Below are 18,563 nucleotides of genomic sequence, written 5' to 3' on the forward strand. Positions count from 1 at the left end.
CGTCAAAAGGCGCAAGAATGCACAATTTCTGTACGTAGGTACAAAAAGGATACTGTCGATGTCGGTTCCCCGCTCCAAGCTTGTCAGGAATTTCCCGGGATGCCCGGTCGAGGCGACGCTGAGTCTGCTCGACGGTAAATGGAAGGGCGTGATCCTGTTTCACCTGATGGAGGGAACGCTGCGCTTCAACGAGATCCGCCGCAAATTGCCGTCGGTGACGCAGCGCATGCTGACGAAGCAATTGCGGGATTTGGAGGAATCCGGGCTGGTATCGCGCACCGTCTTTCCGGTCGTGCCGCCTCGTGTCGATTATGCGCTGACGCCGCTCGGCGCCAGCCTTCGGCCGATCATCAAGGCGATGGCCGAATGGGGCGAGGAGAATGTACTTTGCCACAACGGCCGGCAGGAGCTTGCCGCGCCGCCGATATCATGCGTGACCGGTGCGGCGCTCCAGGCCAACTGAAAGAGCGAAAACGGCAAGTCCGCCGACGGAGAGAAGCGCGCCGACATAGCCGGTCGCAGCCGCGGTGAAGCCCCAGGAGATCACCAGCCCGCCGAGCCAGGCGCCAAGCGCATTGGCGATGTTGAAGGCGGAGTGATTGGAGGCGGCGGCCAGTGTCTGTGCATCGGCGGCAACATCCATCAGCCGGGTCTGTACGGCCGGGCAGGCAGCGAAGCCGCAGCCGATCAGGAAGACGCAGATGCAGAGCATGATGGGATTGGCAGCCGTCAGCGAAAACAGCGTCATGATGACGATGTTGAAGATCATCATGCCGCCGATCGTGCCCTTGATCGAGAGGTCGCCAAGGCGCGAACCGACGATATTACCGACATTCATGCCGATGCCGAACAGCGCAAGCACGATCGGCACCATGGCGGAGCCGAGGCCCGCCACCTGGGTCGTGGTCGTCGCGACATAGCTGAAGATGGAAAACATGCCGCCGAAGCCGATGGCAGCGACGCCAAGCGACAGCCAGACCTGGATGCGCTTGAGCGCACCCAGTTCACGGGTGATGCTGGCGCCTTCCTCGACCTTGTCCTTTGGCAGGAACAGGGCGATGAGCAGCATGGTGACGAGGCCGACGCCGCCGACCATCATGAAGGCTGCGCGCCATTCGAGAAGCTGACCGAGATAGGTGGCGATCGGCGTGCCGATCAGCGTTGCGATCGTCAGGCCGAGCATAACCTGTCCGACGGCGCGAACGCGGCGATGGACCGGCACCATGGAGGCGGCAACGAGCGCTGCGACGCCGAAATAGGCGCCATGCGGCAAGCCCGTAATGAAACGCAGCACCGTGAAGCTCTCGAAGGTGGGGGCAAATGCGCTGGAAATATTGCCGGCGGCAAACAGCGCCATCATCAGCAGAAGCAGCGTGCGGCGCGCCATCTTGGCGGCAAGCACGGCAATAATGGGTGCGCCGACGACGACGCCGAGCGCATAGGCGCTGATGACATGGCCCGCTTCCGGCGTCGTGACGCGGAAGGTATCGGCGACCTCGGGCAGAAGCCCCATAATGACGAATTCGCCCGTGCCGATGCCGAAGCTGCCGACGGCCAACGCCAAAGTCACCAGTGCGATCGCGGTGCGCGACGGTGCTTCCAGGGAGGTTTGGGTATCGAGGGCCTCGACAGCAATATCGCTCACGAAAACTCCTTGGGCGGTAATCGGGTCGAAGCACCGCGAATCGTGCGTCGGACCTTGTAACCAGGTACTCGGCGCATCATGGGGAAATAAATGGACTGGGACGGCATGGACATGCCTCAAACGGTAATATCAATGATCGTACCATTTCTGTCCTGTGCATTTTTTGCAGCGCAGCATATCCATTGGCGCATAAGTGCCAACCGGTTCTGCTTCCCGCGCAGGCGGCGCAATGCTTGAAATCGCTTTGTCCGAAACCATCTCAGTGAAAGCGCACGGGGGCATCAGCCCCTTTTTGAGATAGAATTTGAGAGAAGACCAAGAGCCCCGATGAAGCTGATCGGCTTTTTCAATCGTGATGGCGGCACGTTCCGCACGACCGACATGGCTGCCTATGAGAAGAGGGCGGAGCAGGTCTTCCGTGACGCCGGTCACGATTTCGAAGCTGTGATCGTGGAGGGGCGCAACATCGTTTCGGCGATGGAACGGGCCGCCCGGCGGAACGATATTGACGGCATCATCGCCGGCGGCGGCGACGGAACGATTTCGGCAGCCGCTGCGATTGCCTGGAGAAACGGCGTCGCCCTTGGCGTCGTTCCGGCTGGCACCATGAACCTCTTTGCCCGTTCGCTGCGATTGCCGCTCGACATCTGGCAGACGCTGAGCGTGCTGGCGACGGGCGAGGTCGACAATGTCGATATTGGCAGCGCCAACGGCCGCGCCTTCGTGCACCAGTTTTCCGCCGGCCTGCATGCGCGCATGGTGCGCTACCGCAACGGCTATACCTATCGCTCGCGCCTCGGAAAGATGTCGGCGAGCACCCGCGCGGCTTTCGGCGTTATTGCCAATCCGCCGGAGTTCGATGTGGACTTCGAGGCTGGCGGCATTCACGATCGCCGGCATGTGTCGGCGATCTCTGTCTCCAACAATCCCTTCGGAGCCAATGCGCTACTTTACGCGGATAGCCTGCGCAGCGGTGAGCTGGGCTTTTATACGGCAAAGCCCTTGCGACCGCTCGGCGTCGCCCGTCTGGCATTCGACATGCTGCGTGGCCGGGTCCGTGACAATACCGATGTCATGGTCATGCATGCGCCGGAGGTGCACCTGCATTTTCCGAAGCTGCGCCATCTCTCGAACTGCGTCATGGATGGCGAGTTGCTGCCGCTCGAGCGCGACGTGACGCTCAAGGTCCATCCGGGGGAACTAAGGGTCATGGTGCGGCAAGGAACTGCCGCCAGCGTCACGCGCGAGGGTGTCATCGATAGCGTGGCTATCTGACGGGCTCAAAGGCGGGGCAGGTACGTCCTGTAGTCGAAATCGGACACGCTGCGCAGATGGCGGATCGCTTCCTTGTGCTTGGTATCGCCGTAAAGCTTCTGATATCGCTCGCCGAAAATATCGGCGATGAAGGCTGACGCGCGGAAGCGCTCGACGGCGGTCAGGAAATCGTGTGTCAGCCGCGGTGCATCGGCCGGCACGCAAGCCGGCGTCGTCTCCGCACCGGGATCGAGGTCGTTCTCCAGGCCGAGCAGCATGCCGCCCAGGATAGCCGCCAGCATTAGATAGGGATTGGCATCCGCGCCCGCGACGCGGTGCTCGATGCGCGCGGCCGGCCCATCCTTTTCGGGAATGCGTACGGCCGTGCCGCGATGGCCGAAGCCCCAGGTCAGGTCGATGGGGGCGAACGAACCCGGCTGGAAGCGGCGGTAGGAATTGGCATAGGGCGCAAAGATGAGCTGCGCATCCTGCAGTGTCTGCAGCAGCCCGGCGCAGATCGACTTCAGTCTCCTCGGCTCGCCGCCCGCGGCATCGAGCACGTTGCGGCCTTGAGCGTCGATGATGCTGGCATGCACATGCAGTCCGGAGCCGGCATGGTCGGTATAGGGCTTGGCCATACAGGTCGATTTCAGGCCATGCTTGCGGGCGGCCTGTTCGGCCACGCGCTTCAGCATGATGCAGTCGTCGGCGGCTGCCAGCACGTCCGGGCGATGCAGCAGGTTGACTTCGAACTGGCCTGGGCCGAATTCCGCCGTCGTCGCATCCGCCGGCAGCCCTTGCGCCCGCGCATAGCTGCGCAACGTCTCGAGGTAGTCGCCGAGAAGATCGACGGCATCCATGTCGTAGAGCTGAAAGCCGTTCGGCTCGCCCTGGTACGTCAGTGCTGCCGGCGGCGAGGGGATGCCTCTTTCGCGCCAATCTCCGGCAAGCAGATAGAATTCCAGTTCTGTCGCAACGACGGGCGTCAGACCGAGCGCCCTGTAACGGTCGACCACACTAGCGAGGATGGCGCGTGGATCCTGAAAGCTTGGACTGCCGTCGAGCTCATGCATGGTAGCCAGCACTTGCTTCGATCCAGCCGGAGCCCAGGGCATGTCGGCGAGCGTGCGCTCATTGGCAACACATATCCCGTCCGGATCGCCGATCGTCAGCGACAGGCCGGTAATATCGTCGTTGTCGTCACCCCAGATATCGAGTGATTGTGTCGAAGTCGGCAGCCGCACGGCGCCGGACCACACCTTCTTTTCGGCCGAAATCGGGATCTGCTTGCCCCTGAGCCGGCCGTTCATGTCCGATATCAGCACTTCGATGCGCGCGTTACCATCGGTTGCGTTGTCGGCTGCCATGCTCTTGTAAATCCCCATTCCTCACGGCATGGTCGTAAACCAAGATAGTTTTCAGTCAAGTCTGGCTACGTTGCGGCTTTGTGCCAGGCCCCTCACCCTAACCCTCTCCCCGCACACGCGGGGAGAGGGGACTCTCCGATGCCCAGCCTCGCTCAAAACGGCACGTGGCACGAAAACTCCCTCTCCCCGTTCGACGGGGAGAGGGCTGGGGTGAGGGGCATGCACATAATCGCGGCGCTCAAGGACTTGCCTGACAGACACCAATCGCAATGAGGTGAGTTTCAGCCATGTCCGACACACCAAGCCGCTCCAATCTCGCCGCCCTTGATGCCGCCCATCATCTCCACCCCTTTGCGGATATGCGCAAGCTCAATGCCGAGGGTGCCCGCGTCATCCAGCGCGGGGAGGGCGTCTATATTTTTGATGCGGATGGGCGGAAGTACCTCGATGGATTTGCCGGCCTCTGGTGCGTGAATATCGGCTATGGCCGCAGCGAAATCGCCGATGCCGTTGCCAGGCAGATGAACGAGCTGCCCTACTACAACACCTTCTTTGGCACCACGACGACGCCCGCGACACTGCTCGCCGAAAAGGTCTGCGCCCATGCCGGTCCGCAGTTCAACCACGCCTTCTTCACCAATTCCGGCTCGGAGGCCAATGACACCTGGTTCCGCATGGCGCGGGTCTATTGGGCCGCGGTCGGCAAGCCGACGAAGAAGGTCGTCATTGCCCGCAGGAACGGCTATCACGGCTCCACCGTCGCCGGCGCCAGCATGGGCGGCATGAAGTACATGCACGAGCAGGGCGATCTGCCGATCGCAGGCATCGTCCATATCGGCCAGCCCTATTGGTATGCCGAGGGCGGCGATCTCTCGCCGGAAGAATTCGGCCTGAAAATCGCCCGCGAACTGGAAGAGAAGATCGACGAATTGGGCGAGGACAATGTCGCCGCTTTCATCGCGGAACCCGTGCAAGGGGCAGGCGGCGTCATCATTCCGCCCTCCACCTACTGGCCCGAGATCGCGCGCATCTGCAAGGCGAGGAACATTCTTCTCGTGAGCGACGAAGTCATCTGCGGCTTCGGTCGCCTTGGCTCATGGTTCGGCCATCAGCATTTCGGCGTCGAGCCCGATCTTGCGCCGATCGCCAAGGGGCTTTCCTCCGGCTATCTGCCGATCGGCGGCGTGCTCGTCAGCGATCGCATCGCCGATGTGTTGATCAACGAGGTCGGGGAATTCAATCACGGCTTCACCTATTCGGGCCATCCGGTTTGCGCGGCCGCCGCTCTGGAGAATTTGAGGATCATCGAGGAGGAACGGCTGGTCGAGCGCGTTCGCGACGACATCGGCCCTTACTTCGCCAAGGCCTGGGGTAGCCTCGCTGATCACGACATGGTCGGCGAAGCCGTCAGCGTCGGTCTCATGGGTGCATTGCAGCTTGCCGCCGACAAATCCACGCGCCGTCGGTTTGAGAAGCCGGATGCAATAGGTTCGGCCGTGCGCAACCATGCCCTGGCAAACGGTCTCGTGCTGCGGGCAACAGGAGACCGCATGCTGGCCTCGCCGCCGCTCATCATCAGCCATGAGGAGGTGGATACGATGGTGCGGATCGCGCGGCAGGCGCTCGATGCCGTTTGGGGCGACATGCGCTCGTAAGCGGCGCTTCGTTTCAACGACGGCCGTGCGCCATAGGACGGCGCACGGAGGGTGCGATCATGAAGCCGGCAGCCCGGCATTCAGATTGGAAGCCTAGGCATCCTGATGATCGCGGTCGAAGATCTTGCGCACGATATAGTTCGGCGAAAGATCGTCGCGATAATAGATGCGGGCGATCATTTCGGCGAGAATGCCTGTCGTGATCATCTGAACGGACGACAGCAGCAGCACGACGCCGACCATCAGCAGCGGACGGCTGCCGATATCGTCACCGAAGATGAACTTGTCGATAAACAGCCAGAACAGGATAATCGCTGCAAGCGCGCCAAGGCCAAGGCCAAGCGAACCGAAGAAATGCCCCGGCCGCGCCTTGTAGCGCATGAAGAACATCACCGACAGCAGATCGAGAATGACGCGGAAGGTGCGCGAGATCCCGTATTTCGACGTGCCGTGCTGGCGGGCATGGTGGGTGACGGGCACTTCGCCGATGCGCGAGCTCGGTACGACGCCGGCGACCCAGGCCGGAATGAAGCGGTGCATCTCGCCCATCAGCTTGACCTGCTTGATGATGGAGGCGCGATAGATCTTCAGGCTGCAGCCATAATCGTGCAGCTTGACGCCGGTGATGCGGCCGATCAGGTAGTTGGCGCACCAGGAGGGGATCTTGCGCAGCAGGAGGCCATCCTGGCGGTTCTTGCGCCAGCCGACGAGCAGGTCGAGCTGACGCCGCTCCAATTCATCGACCATCGAAGGAATATCCTTCGGATCGTTCTGCAGGTCGCCGTCCATGGTGGCGATGAGGCGGCCGTCGGCGGCATCGATGCCGGCCTGCATGGCTGCCGTCTGGCCGAAATTGCGCTGCAATTCGACGATGCGCAGGATCAGCCCGTCGCGCGTCAGCGACCGGCGCGCATTGGCAAGCGTCGCATCCGTGCTGCCGTCATCGACGAGGATCAGCTCCCACGGTTTGGTAAAACCGGTCATCGCCGTACAGATACGCTCGATCAGCGGTCCGACGCTTTCTTCCTCGTTGAAGACGGGTACGACCAGCGAAAGCTCTAGAGGGTCTGCCGCATCGGCCTGGGGGAGGGGCGACTCTGCCGTTGTCTGCAACACTTCTTTCTCCTAAAAGACCGACAGAACTTGCCGGACGAAACGAGCGAAAAGTCCGGTTTGAAGCCTCCGCTCGCATTTGGGTGCCCTAACTACATGAAGACTCCCATGGTGGCCAGCCGACAGAATTGGTTTATTCGCAACCGAATGATGCTGCTGACCCTCGCCGTTGTCGTGGCTTATGCCGCTTTCATCGAATGGTTCTGGGGCTGGAGTTCCATCCTGGCGCAATGGAGCAAGGTCGGCGCTCTGCCGATCCTTACGGCGCTCGCGCTTCTGACCGGCACCTATTTCCTGCGCACATGGCGCATCTACGACTACTTCCCGAAAGAAACGACCGGCCGCTTCACCTCGTTGTTTCGCGTGACGCAGGTGCATAACCTGCTGAATATCATGATGCCTTTCCGCACGGGCGAGACCAGCTTCCCGGTGCTGATGCGCTCGGAATTCGGCATTCCGCTGGCGCGCGGCACATCGGCGCTGTTCGTCATGCGGCTGCTCGATCTGCACGCGCTGCTGACCGCAGCCGGTGTCGGCCTCGCGCTTGCTTCGCCCTATCGCGCTCTTTCCTGGATCGCATGGGCGATTTTTCTGCTGCTGCCCGTCGTGGGCTTTGCGTCCCGCAGGCCGTTGATCCGCCTTGCCGCCCGTACCCTGCCGAAGAAGGCTCAGGGGCTGGTTCACGAGCTGGAGCGTGGCCTGCCGGTTGATATCAGCGCCTTCGCGCGCGCCTGGCTGGCGACCGTCGTCAACTGGCTGGTCAAGGTCGTGGTGCTGGCCTGGGCGCTTGGCCTCATGAATGTCACGCCGCTTTCGGCAAGCTTCGGCGGCGCGCTCGGTGGCGAATTGTCATCCGTCCTGCCGGTGCATGCGCCGGGCGGCGTCGGCACCTATCCGGCCGGTATCACTGCCGGCGCCATGGCCTTCGGGGCTTCGAGTGCGAAGGCGGCAATCGAGAATCTCGCTCAGGCGAGCATCAATGCCCATCTGCTGATCGTGGTGTCGGCGCTGACGGGAACGGCGATCGGATTGCTGGTCGGGCGCAAGCGTGCCTGATCCGGCTATCGACGAGCCGCCTCATCAAGCTCCGCCAACCGCTTGCGCAGGAAGGCCTGTTCCGGCGCCTGCTGGCAGAGCGATAGCGCTATTTCGTAGGATTGCCGGGCCTCGTCCAACCGTCCGATCTGCCGCAGGAAATCTGCCTTCGCGGCATGGGTCAGGTGATACCGCGCCATACGCTCCTCTTGCAGCAGCCCGTCGACAATCGAAAGTGCGGCCGCCGGGCCGTCGCGGATCGAGACGGCGACTGACCGATTGAGCTCGATCACCGGGGAGGGGGTCGCCGTTAGCAGCAGGTCGTAGAGCATCACCAGTTGCCGCCAGTCGATATCGTCAGCGGTCACGGCACGGGCATGCTCCGCTGCGATCGCCGCCTGCAGCGCGTAGCTGCCGACGCTCTCCGCCGCCATCGCTCTTGCCGACAGCATCAGGCCCTCACGGATCTGGCTGCGATCCCAGAGCGCGCGATCCTGATCGACAAGCAACACCAGATTGCCTGATGTATCGGTGCGCGCCAGTCGCCGCGAATCCTGCAGCAGCATGATCGCAAGCAACCCTTCGACCTCCGGATCCGGCAATAGCTGCAGCAAGAGCCTGCCGAGCCGGATTGCCTCGGCGGCAAGGTCGGCCCGCACGATCGCAGAGCCTGACGATGCCGAATAGCCCTCATTGAAAACGAGGTAGATGACATGCAGCACCTGCGCCAGCCGCTCCGGCAATTCGGTCTTGCCGGGTACTTCATAGGGAATATGGGCGGCGCGAATGCGGTTCTTGGCGCGAACGATGCGCTGGGCGACGGTCGGCGCCGGGGTCAGGAAGGCATGGGCGATCTCTTCCGTCGTTAGCCCGCAAACCTCCCGCAATGCCATCGCCATGCGCGCTTCGGCGGGCACGAGGGGATGGCAGCAAGTGAAGATCAGCCGCAGCATGTCGTCTTCGATCTCTTCGTGTTCCGAGGTCTCCATCGCCTCTCCCTGCGGATAAAGGCTGTCGGCAATGTCCGAGCGGGACGCATCGAAGCGCGTCCGGCGCCTGATGTGATCGATGGCGCGAAAGCGGCCGGCGGAGACAAGCCAGGCATAGGGATTGGCAGGGATCGTCTCCGCCGTCCATTGCTGCGCCGCTGCCGCAAAGGCGTCGTGGAGCGCTTCCTCTGCCCGGTCGAAATCGCCAAGCAGACGGATGAGCGTCGCCAGCACGCGGCGCGAGTGGCTGCGATAGATGCTTTCGATGGTCTGGTTCAGCGACACGGCGTCAACGATTCCTCGCCAGGTCTCCCCTAAGGGTCAGGGTGCGCACCGGACGGATCTCGATCGCGCCGTAACGCGCCGAGGGAATTCGCTTGGCAATGTCCGTCGCGCTTTCCAGATCAGGTGCATCGATAAGATAGAAACCGGCCAGATATTCCTTCGTCTCCACGAATGGCCCGTCCGTGACCGAAAACGCGTCTCCATCCGGCCGGATAACGATCGATTTGTTGCGGAGTTCCAGCGCATCCGAAACGATCAGGGTGCCGTCCTGCCGCAATCCCTCATCATAGACGAAATGCTCGGCGATCAGGTAGTTCATCTCGCTTTGGTCCAAGCGTCCGTCGACGTCAACGGATGTGTAGATCAGGCATAGAAACCGCATGTGTTTTCCTTTCTCAACTATTCGTCCGGAAAGCGGATGTCGTAGGCGGCGCGCACCTCGATCATGCCATATTGCGCGACGGGGAAGGTGGCTGCAATTTCAGTCGCCTCCTCCATGTCCCGTGCCTCGATCAGGACGAAGCCGCCGAGATGCTCTTTCATTTCGGCAAAGGGGCCGTCGGTAACAGCAGTTTCGCCCCGGCGCACCCGAACCGTTCTGGCGGCTTGCGGTTCGCGCAGGGCATTGGCGACGATGACATGGCCGCTTTCGCGCAGCCGGTTATCGTTGTCGATCGAATCCTGCGTCAGCTTTCGTCCTTCCTCTTCGGAAAGCTTGGCGATCTCGGCGGTCTCGAACCAGACCTGGCAAAGAAACTTCATCTGAGCCTCCTCAAACGTCAGGGCCGAAGGAATAGATCGGCCGCACCTCGATGGCGCCGAGCTTGGCGAGTGGAATGCCGGCGGCAATGCGGATGGCATCGTTCAGGTCTTTCGCTTCGATCAGGATGAAGCCGCCAAGATACTCCTTGGTTTCGATGAAGGGACCGTCAGTCACAGACGTCTCGCCGTTGCGGACCCGCACCGTCACCGCTGAGCTTGGCGATTGCAGTGCTTCAGCGTGGATCATGTTGCCACTCGCCATCAGATCGCGGTCATAGCCGAGCGAATCCGAATCGAGCTTGTACTTTTCCTCCTTGGTCATGACGTCGAGCGTCGTACCATCGAACCAAACCTGGCAGAGATATTTCATTGCAGCGCTTCCTCTTTCAATTTGCTGACGGCCCTAGACGAGTGGCTGCCAAGCAAATCGACATCCCGATCCGCAGCATGGCAAAAATTTTGATCGCTGTCGAAAAAGCCCGTCGCCGGTCGACCAGTTGCGTCAACACGACAAGGAGAGACGGAAATGTACAGTCTGGAAGCCGCAATCGTACATTGCTGGCAAAGGAAGACTCTGTCGGAAGAGGAGCTGCTGGACGCGGCGGATGTCGGAAGGGTTGTTTACCGCATCTGGATCGGATTTGCGGGCTTTGCCTTCTTGATCCTGTGCCTGAGTTTGGGTGCACAGCCAAACGGCGAACGGCCGCAAGTCGCGGCCGTTGCCAATATTCATTCTGCGCCCGCAGAAGGGCGTTAGGGCAGGAGCCTTGGCGCTTATTGGAACGCCGTTTCGAAGAAGCTGCGCAGCTTGCGCGAATGCAGCGCCTCCGGCGGCATGGCTGCCAGCTTCTGGATGGCGCGGATGCCGATCTGTAGATGCTGGTTCACCTGGGTGCGGTAGAAGGCGGTTGCCATGCCCGGCAGCTTCAGTTCGCCATGCAGAGGCTTGTCCGAAACGCAGAGCAGCGTGCCGTAGGGAACGCGGAAGCGGAAGCCGTTTGCGGCAATCGTTGCCGATTCCATGTCGAGCGCGACGGCTCGCGCCTGAGATAGCCGTTTGACGGGGCCAGCCTGATCGCGCAGTTCCCAGTTGCGGTTGTCGATGGTGCCGACGGTGCCCGTACGCATGATGCGCTTCAGCTCGAAGCCCTCATAGCCGGTGATTTCGGCAACGGCCGCCTCCAGCGCCACCTGCACTTCGGCCAGAGCCGGGATCGGCACCCAAACCGGCAGGTCGTCGTCGAGAACGTGGTCTTCGCGCATATAGGCATGGGCAAGCACATAGTCGCCGAGACGCTGGCTGTTGCGCAGACCGGCGCAGTGGCCAAGCATCAGCCAGGCATGCGGGCGCAGCACGGCAACGTGGTCGGTGATCGTCTTGGCGTTCGACGGGCCGACGCCGATGTTGATCATGGTGATGCCGGCATGGCCCTTCTTCTTCAGATGGTAGGCCGGCATTTGTGGCAGCCGCGGTGCGGTCACATCGCCTTCGGGGTGGCTGGAGCCAGCCTTGGTGATGATGTTGCCCGGCTCGACGAATTCGGTATAGCCGTCTCCGCCGCTGGCCATCAGGTCACGCGCCCATTTGCAGAATTCGTCGATATAGAACTGATAGTTCGTGAACAGCACGAAGTTCTGGAAATGCGACGCGCTGGTGGCCGTATAGTGGACGAGGCGGGCCAGCGAATAGTCGATGCGCTGCGCTGTGAACGGCGCGAGCGGCGAGGGCTCGCCCGGCGGCGGGATATATTCGCCGTTGGCGATCTCGTCGTCGGTGGTGTTCAGATCGGGCGTATCGAAGAGATCGCGCAGCGGAATATCCTCGAATACCGTAGCGGATGCCTCGACATGAGCTCCTTCGCCAAAGGCGAAGTGCAGGGGGATCGGCGTATTCGATTCCGATACTACTACCGGAACCTTGTGGCTGCGCATCAGGAGCGCCAGCTGCTCCTTGAGATAATGCTTGAAGAGCTGCGGGCGGGTAATGGTCGTCGTATAGACGCCGGGCGCCGTGACATGGCCGTAGGAAAGGCGGGAATCGACATGGCCGAAGCTCGTCGTTTCGATGCTGACCTGCGGATAGAAGGCGCGATAGCGCGCCTTGATCGGCGCACCCTGGGCGAGCTTGGTGAAATTATCGATCAGGAACGCCGTATTGCGTTCGTAAAGCTCCGTCAGCGCTTCGACGGCTTTTCCTGGATCGTCGAAAGTCCGCGGCTGGAACGGAGTGGGAGAGGAAACGTCGAGGGGCGAAAAAGAAGAGATTCGGTTGCTCATGCGCCATTATAGAGAGTCGTTGGTTACAAGCAAACGACGTTGCGGACGGCGGCCCCGGATTTTCGCAGCTATTTTGCAGTCATAACCACACGCGGCGATCCGCGTGCGGCGAGGTGTTTGCTTACTGTACCGTCGTGCAATAGGGAGCGCCGGTCTGCACGCAGGTGAAGCTTGCGCCGAAATGCGATTGTGCGCCGCTGCGGCCGGCATGTTCGACGGCAACCGAAAAGCTGAATGCGAAAACAGCGGCAAATAGCATGATGACGACAAAACGCCGTGCGATAATCATCAAGTTCATGGTTCTGGCCCTACCCGTGCCCTATACTGGACACTGTTTTGCCATGGTCAGGCTGAACAGGTGCTGAGATACCGGTTCATCCAGCGTTCATGAATCTTACCAGAGCTGATCGCGCATCCGCTGGCAGTAACGAACAGCAAAAAGCCTGCCCGAAGAGTGACGGGCAGGCATAGAGCGGAGTGCTTTTCTTGGGCTGCGTGCTCTCTAGAGCCTCGTCCAGGTCTGCGACTTGCAGAATACCTTCAGAACGCAGCCCTTCATCCTGACGGTATTGCCGCTCACCGTGCCGGAGCCGCTATAGGTCTTGTCCTCGGATGGGTCGGTGAGCTCGCCCGTGTAGCTTCCGCCCGTGCCCTGCATCTTGCCGATCTGTTTGCCGGCATATTTGCCTGTCTTCAGCGTCACGCAATAGCTGTCGCCGCAGGGCGCGATGGCGGCGGTATCGCCGGCAACGGTTTTCCAGTTGCCGACGATCGGCTCGTCGGCGTAGGCGGTACTGGCGCTGACGAACAGCGCCGCGGCAAGAATGATAACACGGATCATATTATTACTCCTCCCCAGGCACTTGCCGGTTCGACGGCTGGAAACGGCGTGAGATTATCTAACGCGAACGTAAAGGTAAATATGGTCTCCAAGCGCAAATTCCCTGTTTTACAGCCTTGGCGTCCTGTCGAAAAACATCGCATCCGATCACTGCGGCTTTTTTCGTGGTGAATGAACGGTTTAAATCCAGATCCTAACGAAAGGTAAAACTCGCTCGAAAATCCTTAATTTGCAAGGGAAGCGATGTTTAACAAAAACCGAAGTTTACCAAGCATTTGTACTTTGTTTGCATCGAATTAAGCATGCATTTTAGCCGTTTTTTGAAAGCCGTCTGCGATAGTGAAGCCATCAAACGAGCGGGGCAAACCCGCCGGCCGGAAGAACCGGAAAGCCGCGAACGACGGCAAGGTTCGGACGGAAAACAGGGCAGATACGAACGGAAGTAAACAGGGATAAAACCGATGGCACGCTTCGAAACACCGATGTCTGAAATGGCCATGTTGGGTGGCAACAGCGCCGATGCCCTTTGCGAACTGGGCGTGAACTACGCGACTGGTCGGGGCTGCTCCGCAGATCTCGTCGCCGCCCATAAATGGTTGAATATCGCCGCCATTCGTGGCAGCGCGCGGGCCGCCGAACTTCGTGCCGACGTCGCGGCAACCTTGACCAAGATGCAGCTCGCGACCGCGCTCCGCGCCGCCCGCGAGTGGATGACGACGCACTGAAGCGTGCCGCAAAGAAATCGACTTCCTGACTGACCTCGAAGGAGGGGATGTCGGCGATCGATGGAGAGGCGACCGCCGAATGATGAAAACCGCGACCAGCCGGAACAAGGCTGGCGCGGTTTCGTCGTTTATGGCTCCAGAGCAATTCCAGCAAAAGTGTGCAGCGGTTTTTCGTCCGGAATTGCGTAAGACAAAGAGCTGGAACGGGAACCGTTCTAACCGATCGCCTTCAGCACCTGGGGCAGCGCTTCGGCGAAGAGATCCAGATCCTGCTTCGGGCCGACGCTGACGCGGATGCAGCGGTTCAGTGGGGCTACCCCCGGCATGCGGATGAAGACGCCATGCTGGATCAACCCGTCGACGATCGCACGGGCATGGACGCCGTCGCGGCCGCAATCGATGGCGACGAAGTTCGTGGCGGAGGCAAGCGGCAGCAACCCATTGTCTCGGGCGATCGTCCCGATAGCCTCACGCGCGGCCTGGATCTTGCCGACCACCTCGGCGAGATAGGCCTGGTCCTTCAGGGCGGCGAGGGCGGCTGCGGTCGCGAGCCTGTTCATGCCGAAATGGTTGCGGATCTTGTCGAAGGTCAGCACCGTCTCGGGCGCGCCGATGGCATAGCCGACGCGGGCGCCGGCAAGGCCGTAAGCCTTGGAGAAGGTGCGGGTGCGCAGTACGTTCGGCAGGTCGATCAGGGCTGAGATATCAGGCAGCGAGCTGTCCGGCCCCGTCTCGCTATAGGCTTCGTCGAGGATCAGCAGGCAGTTCTCCGGCAGCGCGCGGGCAAAGGCGACGACCTTTTCGGCATCCCACCAGCTTCCCATCGGGTTGTCGGGATTGGCGAAATAGACGAGCGGCGCGTTCTCGCGCTTCACAGCTTCGAGCAGCCCGTCGAGATTCTCACGATCATCGACATAGGGCACGGTAACGAGGCGGCCGCCGAAGCCTGCGACATGGAAATTGAAGGTGGGATAGCCGCCGAGCGAGGTGACGACGGGCGTGCCTGGCTCGATGATCATGCGCGCGATCAGGCCGAGCAGGCTGTCGATGCCTTCGCCGACGGCGATATTGGCCGGCTGGATGCCGAGATGCGCCGCAAGTGCCTGCTTCAGTTCGAAATTTTCCGGATCGTTATACATCCAGATATCGCCGGCTCTTTCGCGCATGGCCGCGATAACGGAAGGCGCAGGCCCGAAGCCGTTTTCATTGGCGCCGATGCGGGCTTTGACCGTCAGCCCGCGCTGACGCTCCAGCGCTTCGGGGCCGACGAAAGGCACGGTGGAGGGAAGGGCGCTGATCAGCGGCGTGAAGCGCGAGAAGGCGGACATGCTGGCTCTGTTTCCCGAATTCAGTTGCGAGGTGCGGCAGAATAGGCCCTTGGCGGGTAGTTGCAAGGGCGGAAAGCTTTGCTTTCGAACTGCGCCAGCTGCAGGCATTGCAACCGACGAAGGATCATCTGTTCGATAGTCCATAAAGGCCGAGGAAACACTCCGCACCAGACGATAACACATTCTCCTTAATGCATGGCTGGGATCGGAACCGCGGCATCCATGGGCCGCTACTGCTCCGATTACAAACCTGCCTCGGCCATCCAAAGCTCGGCATCCGCACCGCCCGGAATTCGCAGCGGGGCGAATGGATCGGTGGCAGCCCGCCAGACCGCCTTCGCCACGTCGGAAGCATGGGTCACGGGACCGGTGTCGTCCTGCACACTCCTTATGAATTGCTGGATCAGTGGCGCATAATCCGGATCGTCCAAACCACGTAAATGTGGACGCGCATTCTCCCCAAAACGCGTTTCCGGCGAGCGGCCTGGCAAGACAATATGCACCCGCACGCCAAACGGCTGCATCTCGACCGACAAGGACTCGGTGAAGGCGTTCACCGCTGCCTTGCTCGCCCGGTAGATCCCAATCACCGGTAGAGTCTTGACGGTCACCGTGGAGGTGACGTTGACGATGACTCCAGCTCTGCGTTGACGCATCTGCGGCAATATGGCTTGAACCATCGCCAATGTGCCGATCGTATTTGTCTGGAACAGCGACTGCACCGTCTCCGACGCGGTCAGCTCGATTGGTGCTGGTGCTCCAAAACCGGCATTGTTGACCAGTACGTCTATGGGACCGGCACTCATAACGGCCTCCGCAATGCTTGCTGGATCGGTGACGTCGAGTGCCAGAATTCGCAGGCGTTCGGAAGCCGGTAGCAGCCCGGGATTGGGTGTGCGCATTGTCGCGATCACGTCCCATCCTCGTTCAAGGAACAGTTTTGCGGTCTCCAGACCAAAGCCAGATGAGCAACCGGTGATCAATATTGTAGACATGAGTTTCTCCAAACAAAGGAATGACGCCATGGTAGTGACCGAGCGAGAGACTTTGTATATGCTACAGTCTCTATTTCTTTAGCCTCAGTCCTGATTATGGCCGTCGATCCTCTTGCCGAAATTGTCACGCTGCTGCAGCCGACCGCGCGCTTTTCGAAGCTGGTGGAATGCGCCGGCTCCTGGCGAATTCATCGAGAGGCCACAGGCGAACCATTCTACTGCGCAATCCTTGAGGGGCGCTGCCGCGTAGCGTTTGGTCGACATCAACCTTTCATCCTCCAGGCCGGTGACTTCGTGCTCGCGCCGGCCATGCGCGATCTCATCAACGAGAGCGTCGACGCACCGGTCGATCTGCCCGCCATGGTTCCGACGCAGTTGAGTGGCGGCCGTTTCCGTGTCGGCCGCCTCGAAGGGCCGGCGGATCTGCGCATGCGCATAGGGCATTGCAGCTTCGGCGCGCCGGATGCGGCCCTGCTCGTTTCTCTCTTGCCTGAGGTGGTTATCGTTCGCAATGAGCCGCGACTTGCTACGCTGATGCAATTGGTCGGGGAGGAAACACGCGAGCGCAGGCCGGCGCGCGAACTCGTGCTGGAACGGCTGCTGGAGGTGTTGTTGATCGAGGCGTTGCGATCCGGCACTAAAACCACCGCTGCGCCGGGCTTGAGTCGCGGCCTTGCCGATGAACGCTTGGCGGCAGCGCTTCACGCCATGCATGCGCGCCCTGCCTATCCCTGGACGGTGGCGGATCTTGCAACCGAAGCGGCCCTGTCACGATCGGCTTTCTTCGCGCGTTTCAGCCGCGTTGTCGGCCGGCCGCCAATGGAATATCTGCTGGCTTGGCGCATGGCTCTTGCAAAGCAGCTATTGCGCAGTCGCGAATTGGGCATGGATCAAGTGGCCGAACGCGTAGGTTACGGATCGGCAAGCACTTTTAGCGTTGCCTTTGCGCGATACGCAGGCATGCCGCCCGCTCGATATGCCCGCAAAAGCTTAGGAAGCGATTGAGGACGTGACGTCATCAGTTAGCATCACGAGGTAGTCCCGCCAGACCAATATGGGACTAGCGGCTTCGGGCCGAACGCAGCCGCCGGCTGCATTCCCAAATCTCACCTGAATTATACCAATTGCCGCTTGCCGCGCGCGGCCAGTGCTTCGACGTTGCCGATCATGAAATCGGCGCGTACGACGCGACGCAATGTCTCTGGCTCGATCAGGTTGATGAAGCGGACTTGGACGCGGTTGCCGTTACGGCTGACTTCGGCGCAGGCGATGCGATAGGCTAGCCCGAGGATGTTCAGATAGTAGTGGCTCGGCAGACCGACGGTCGTGCCGACGATAAAGCTGGCGCCGCCGCGCGAGATATCGGTAATCTCGGCGCTTCGCATCGAGATGCCGGTCAGGCAGGGCCGCACCGCCACCAGGCGTGCAGGTCGCTGGACGTAGAAGCGTTCCCAGCGTCGTTCGTAGACTTCGGATTTGACTTTCGCCAGATGCGTTGCGCGAAGCATTGTCATTCCCTGTTGAAGAACAGACCGAATTCATCTCGGTTACTCTACGAACCTTGCACGGAGATTTTGCCGAAGCGTCAAATGCATTGGTAGAATTTTAACGGGTTCGTCTTTTGTGCCGATTTTGGTGCATCTTGACAGCGGGATCGGCTTGGATCATACGACCTCTCGGTTCGAGACGCCTGCCGCTCGCGGATGAAAATCCAAGGTGAAGTCCTCGCAGTTTTGGTCACAGCCATATAGGGCATGCTGACTGACGGTAATGCGAGCCCCGTTTCACGGTCGTAATTGCGTGCCTTAGCAAAGGCTGATCCTATGACGACGTATCCGTCCATAGATGAATTGAAGGCTCAGGCCCGGCGTCTGCGCCAGGCGATGGCCGAGCGCGGCGACGACATGAGCCACAGCACCGCGCTGGAACTGATCGCAAAGCAACATGGGCTGCGCGACTGGAACACGCTGTCGGCGCTCGCGGCAAAGCCGAATGACGGGCCGGATGCGCCCTTCGATGTCGGCTCTGCCGTTCGCGGGCGTTACCTGAACCAGCCGTTCACGGGCAGGGTTCTGGCAATGTCGGCAAAATCCGGCGGTCTTTACAAGATCACTATTCATTTCGACGAGCCGGTCGATGTGGTGGAATTCGAGAGTTTCTCGGCCTTCCGCCAGCGCATCAATGCCCAGGTCGATGCCGATGGGGTTTCGCCGCGCAAGACGTCGAACGGCGTGCCCCATCTTATTCTCGACATCTGACATTCATCTTTCATCACTAGATCTTCATCCTCGC

The 18,563-nt window shown here is 60.8% G+C and carries 21 protein-coding genes; 8 read left to right on the top strand and 13 right to left on the bottom strand.

Translation table 11 applies throughout. From position 1 onward, the window contains the following. The first annotated feature begins 58 nt into the window (after nucleotides 1-58). Nucleotides 59-463 carry a winged helix-turn-helix transcriptional regulator gene (locus tag RHSP_RS19955; protein WP_004121737.1) on the top strand — a complete coding sequence of 135 codons (405 nt, stop codon included), beginning with the start codon at nucleotides 59-61 and terminating at the stop codon, nucleotides 461-463. Here the strand turns inward: RHSP_RS19955 and RHSP_RS19960 are convergent. Next, nucleotides 428-1,645, bottom strand: a complete 1,218-nt coding sequence (locus tag RHSP_RS19960; protein WP_004121740.1) for an MFS transporter — start codon at nucleotides 1,643-1,645, stop codon at nucleotides 428-430. The genes RHSP_RS19955 and RHSP_RS19960 overlap by 36 nt on opposite strands. A 327-nt stretch (nucleotides 1,646-1,972) precedes the next feature. Here RHSP_RS19960 and RHSP_RS19965 point away from each other — a divergent pair, with 327 nt between their 5' ends. Next, nucleotides 1,973-2,920: a diacylglycerol/lipid kinase family protein gene (locus RHSP_RS19965; RefSeq protein WP_004121743.1), complete on the top strand. Its 948-nt coding sequence runs from the start codon at nucleotides 1,973-1,975 to the stop codon at nucleotides 2,918-2,920. A gap of 5 nt (nucleotides 2,921-2,925) precedes the next feature. On the opposite strand, the gene RHSP_RS19970 is transcribed toward RHSP_RS19965, so the two are convergent. Continuing rightward, nucleotides 2,926-4,266 carry a glutamine synthetase family protein gene (locus RHSP_RS19970; protein ID WP_037153291.1) on the bottom strand — a complete coding sequence of 447 codons (1,341 nt, stop codon included), beginning with the start codon at nucleotides 4,264-4,266 and terminating at the stop codon, nucleotides 2,926-2,928. 287 nt (nucleotides 4,267-4,553) lie between these two features. Here RHSP_RS19970 and RHSP_RS19975 point away from each other — a divergent pair, with 287 nt between their 5' ends. Then, a complete protein-coding gene (locus RHSP_RS19975; protein WP_004121748.1) occupies nucleotides 4,554-5,921 on the top strand; it encodes an aspartate aminotransferase family protein in 1,368 nt (455 codons plus the stop codon). A 93-nt stretch (nucleotides 5,922-6,014) separates the two neighbouring features. On the opposite strand, the gene RHSP_RS19980 is transcribed toward RHSP_RS19975, so the two are convergent. Next, on the bottom strand, nucleotides 6,015-7,034 hold the full coding sequence (locus RHSP_RS19980) for a glycosyltransferase family 2 protein (protein WP_037153293.1): 1,020 nt from the start codon (nucleotides 7,032-7,034) through the stop codon (nucleotides 6,015-6,017). A 96-nt stretch (nucleotides 7,035-7,130) separates the two neighbouring features. On the opposite strand from RHSP_RS19980, the gene RHSP_RS19985 reads away from it, so the two are divergent. Beyond that, nucleotides 7,131-8,090, top strand: a complete 960-nt coding sequence (locus tag RHSP_RS19985) for a lysylphosphatidylglycerol synthase transmembrane domain-containing protein (protein ID WP_037153134.1) — start codon at nucleotides 7,131-7,133, stop codon at nucleotides 8,088-8,090. Between the two features lie 5 nt (nucleotides 8,091-8,095). On the opposite strand, the gene RHSP_RS19990 is transcribed toward RHSP_RS19985, so the two are convergent. The 4 genes from RHSP_RS19990 to RHSP_RS20005 are packed head-to-tail and all read right to left on the bottom strand — an operon-like array spanning nucleotide 8,096 to nucleotide 10,475. Further along, complete coding sequence (locus tag RHSP_RS19990) at nucleotides 8,096-9,337, bottom strand: RNA polymerase sigma factor (RefSeq protein ID WP_037153295.1); 1,242 nt, start codon at nucleotides 9,335-9,337, stop codon at nucleotides 8,096-8,098. 10 nt (nucleotides 9,338-9,347) lie between these two features. Further along, nucleotides 9,348-9,725, bottom strand: coding sequence for a YciI family protein (locus tag RHSP_RS19995; RefSeq protein ID WP_004121758.1), 378 nt, complete (start codon nucleotides 9,723-9,725; stop codon nucleotides 9,348-9,350). Between the two features lie 17 nt (nucleotides 9,726-9,742). Beyond that, nucleotides 9,743-10,105, bottom strand: coding sequence for a YciI family protein (locus RHSP_RS20000; protein ID WP_004121760.1), 363 nt, complete (start codon nucleotides 10,103-10,105; stop codon nucleotides 9,743-9,745). A 10-nt stretch (nucleotides 10,106-10,115) separates the two neighbouring features. Continuing rightward, nucleotides 10,116-10,475 (bottom strand): YciI family protein, encoded by a 360-nt coding sequence (locus RHSP_RS20005; protein ID WP_004121762.1) that lies wholly within the window; start codon nucleotides 10,473-10,475, stop codon nucleotides 10,116-10,118. Nucleotides 10,476-10,631: 156 nt separating this feature from the next. Here RHSP_RS20005 and RHSP_RS20010 point away from each other — a divergent pair, with 156 nt between their 5' ends. Next, nucleotides 10,632-10,862, top strand: a complete 231-nt coding sequence (locus RHSP_RS20010; RefSeq protein WP_004121764.1) for a hypothetical protein — start codon at nucleotides 10,632-10,634, stop codon at nucleotides 10,860-10,862. A 17-nt stretch (nucleotides 10,863-10,879) separates the two neighbouring features. Here the strand turns inward: RHSP_RS20010 and RHSP_RS20015 are convergent, their stop codons facing one another. From RHSP_RS20015 to RHSP_RS20020, 3 genes are all read right to left on the bottom strand, one after another. Next, the gene (locus tag RHSP_RS20015) at nucleotides 10,880-12,382 is read right to left on the bottom strand and encodes an AMP nucleosidase (protein ID WP_004121765.1); all 1,503 of its coding nucleotides are present in this window, start codon (nucleotides 12,380-12,382) and stop codon (nucleotides 10,880-10,882) included. 121 nt (nucleotides 12,383-12,503) lie between these two features. Then, entirely contained in the window at nucleotides 12,504-12,680 is a 177-nt protein-coding gene (locus RHSP_RS35170) for a hypothetical protein (RefSeq protein WP_167332664.1), read from the bottom strand. Between the two features lie 204 nt (nucleotides 12,681-12,884). Next, nucleotides 12,885-13,223: a DUF2147 domain-containing protein gene (locus tag RHSP_RS20020; protein ID WP_004121767.1), complete on the bottom strand. Its 339-nt coding sequence runs from the start codon at nucleotides 13,221-13,223 to the stop codon at nucleotides 12,885-12,887. Between the two features lie 461 nt (nucleotides 13,224-13,684). Between RHSP_RS20020 and RHSP_RS20025 the strand changes: the two genes are divergently transcribed. Then, nucleotides 13,685-13,948, top strand: coding sequence for a sel1 repeat family protein (locus RHSP_RS20025; protein WP_004121770.1), 264 nt, complete (start codon nucleotides 13,685-13,687; stop codon nucleotides 13,946-13,948). Between the two features lie 215 nt (nucleotides 13,949-14,163). On the opposite strand, the gene RHSP_RS20030 is transcribed toward RHSP_RS20025, so the two are convergent. Further along, a complete protein-coding gene (locus RHSP_RS20030) occupies nucleotides 14,164-15,276 on the bottom strand; it encodes a pyridoxal phosphate-dependent aminotransferase (protein ID WP_037153137.1) in 1,113 nt (370 codons plus the stop codon). 242 nt (nucleotides 15,277-15,518) lie between these two features. Next, entirely contained in the window at nucleotides 15,519-16,271 is a 753-nt protein-coding gene (locus RHSP_RS20035; protein ID WP_004121774.1) for an SDR family oxidoreductase, read from the bottom strand. 96 nt (nucleotides 16,272-16,367) lie between these two features. Here RHSP_RS20035 and RHSP_RS20040 point away from each other — a divergent pair, with 96 nt between their 5' ends. Beyond that, nucleotides 16,368-17,276, top strand: coding sequence for an AraC family transcriptional regulator (locus tag RHSP_RS20040; RefSeq protein WP_004121778.1), 909 nt, complete (start codon nucleotides 16,368-16,370; stop codon nucleotides 17,274-17,276). Between the two features lie 110 nt (nucleotides 17,277-17,386). Here the strand turns inward: RHSP_RS20040 and RHSP_RS20045 are convergent, their stop codons facing one another. Beyond that, nucleotides 17,387-17,785, bottom strand: a complete 399-nt coding sequence (locus tag RHSP_RS20045; RefSeq protein WP_037153140.1) for a pilus assembly protein PilZ — start codon at nucleotides 17,783-17,785, stop codon at nucleotides 17,387-17,389. Nucleotides 17,786-18,094: 309 nt separating this feature from the next. Here RHSP_RS20045 and RHSP_RS20050 point away from each other — a divergent pair, with 309 nt between their 5' ends. Next, nucleotides 18,095-18,529, top strand: coding sequence for a glyoxalase superfamily protein (locus tag RHSP_RS20050; RefSeq protein ID WP_004121783.1), 435 nt, complete (start codon nucleotides 18,095-18,097; stop codon nucleotides 18,527-18,529). Nucleotides 18,530-18,563 lie beyond the last annotated feature (34 nt).

Source organism: Rhizobium freirei PRF 81, from assembly GCF_000359745.1.
Lineage (GTDB): Bacteria > Pseudomonadota > Alphaproteobacteria > Rhizobiales > Rhizobiaceae > Rhizobium > Rhizobium freirei.

Coding starts and splice junctions, on each gene's coding strand:
- RHSP_RS19955 (WP_004121737.1), top strand. CDS start 59: ATGTCGGTTCCCCGCTCCAAGCTTGTCAGGAATTTCCCGGGATGCCCG.
- RHSP_RS19965 (WP_004121743.1), top strand. CDS start 1,973: ATGAAGCTGATCGGCTTTTTCAATCGTGATGGCGGCACGTTCCGCACG.
- RHSP_RS19970 (WP_037153291.1), bottom strand. CDS start 4,266: ATGGCAGCCGACAACGCAACCGATGGTAACGCGCGCATCGAAGTGCTG.
- RHSP_RS19975 (WP_004121748.1), top strand. CDS start 4,554: ATGTCCGACACACCAAGCCGCTCCAATCTCGCCGCCCTTGATGCCGCC.
- RHSP_RS19985 (WP_037153134.1), top strand. CDS start 7,131: ATGAAGACTCCCATGGTGGCCAGCCGACAGAATTGGTTTATTCGCAAC.
- RHSP_RS19995 (WP_004121758.1), bottom strand. CDS start 9,725: ATGCGGTTTCTATGCCTGATCTACACATCCGTTGACGTCGACGGACGC.
- RHSP_RS20000 (WP_004121760.1), bottom strand. CDS start 10,105: ATGAAGTTTCTTTGCCAGGTCTGGTTCGAGACCGCCGAGATCGCCAAG.
- RHSP_RS20005 (WP_004121762.1), bottom strand. CDS start 10,475: ATGAAATATCTCTGCCAGGTTTGGTTCGATGGTACGACGCTCGACGTC.
- RHSP_RS20010 (WP_004121764.1), top strand. CDS start 10,632: ATGTACAGTCTGGAAGCCGCAATCGTACATTGCTGGCAAAGGAAGACT.
- RHSP_RS20015 (WP_004121765.1), bottom strand. CDS start 12,382: ATGAGCAACCGAATCTCTTCTTTTTCGCCCCTCGACGTTTCCTCTCCC.
- RHSP_RS35170 (WP_167332664.1), bottom strand. CDS start 12,680: ATGAACTTGATGATTATCGCACGGCGTTTTGTCGTCATCATGCTATTT.
- RHSP_RS20020 (WP_004121767.1), bottom strand. CDS start 13,223: ATGATCCGTGTTATCATTCTTGCCGCGGCGCTGTTCGTCAGCGCCAGT.
- RHSP_RS20025 (WP_004121770.1), top strand. CDS start 13,685: ATGGCACGCTTCGAAACACCGATGTCTGAAATGGCCATGTTGGGTGGC.
- RHSP_RS20030 (WP_037153137.1), bottom strand. CDS start 15,276: ATGTCCGCCTTCTCGCGCTTCACGCCGCTGATCAGCGCCCTTCCCTCC.
- RHSP_RS20035 (WP_004121774.1), bottom strand. CDS start 16,271: ATGTCTACAATATTGATCACCGGTTGCTCATCTGGCTTTGGTCTGGAG.
- RHSP_RS20040 (WP_004121778.1), top strand. CDS start 16,368: ATGGCCGTCGATCCTCTTGCCGAAATTGTCACGCTGCTGCAGCCGACC.
- RHSP_RS20045 (WP_037153140.1), bottom strand. CDS start 17,785: ATGACAATGCTTCGCGCAACGCATCTGGCGAAAGTCAAATCCGAAGTC.
- RHSP_RS20050 (WP_004121783.1), top strand. CDS start 18,095: ATGACGACGTATCCGTCCATAGATGAATTGAAGGCTCAGGCCCGGCGT.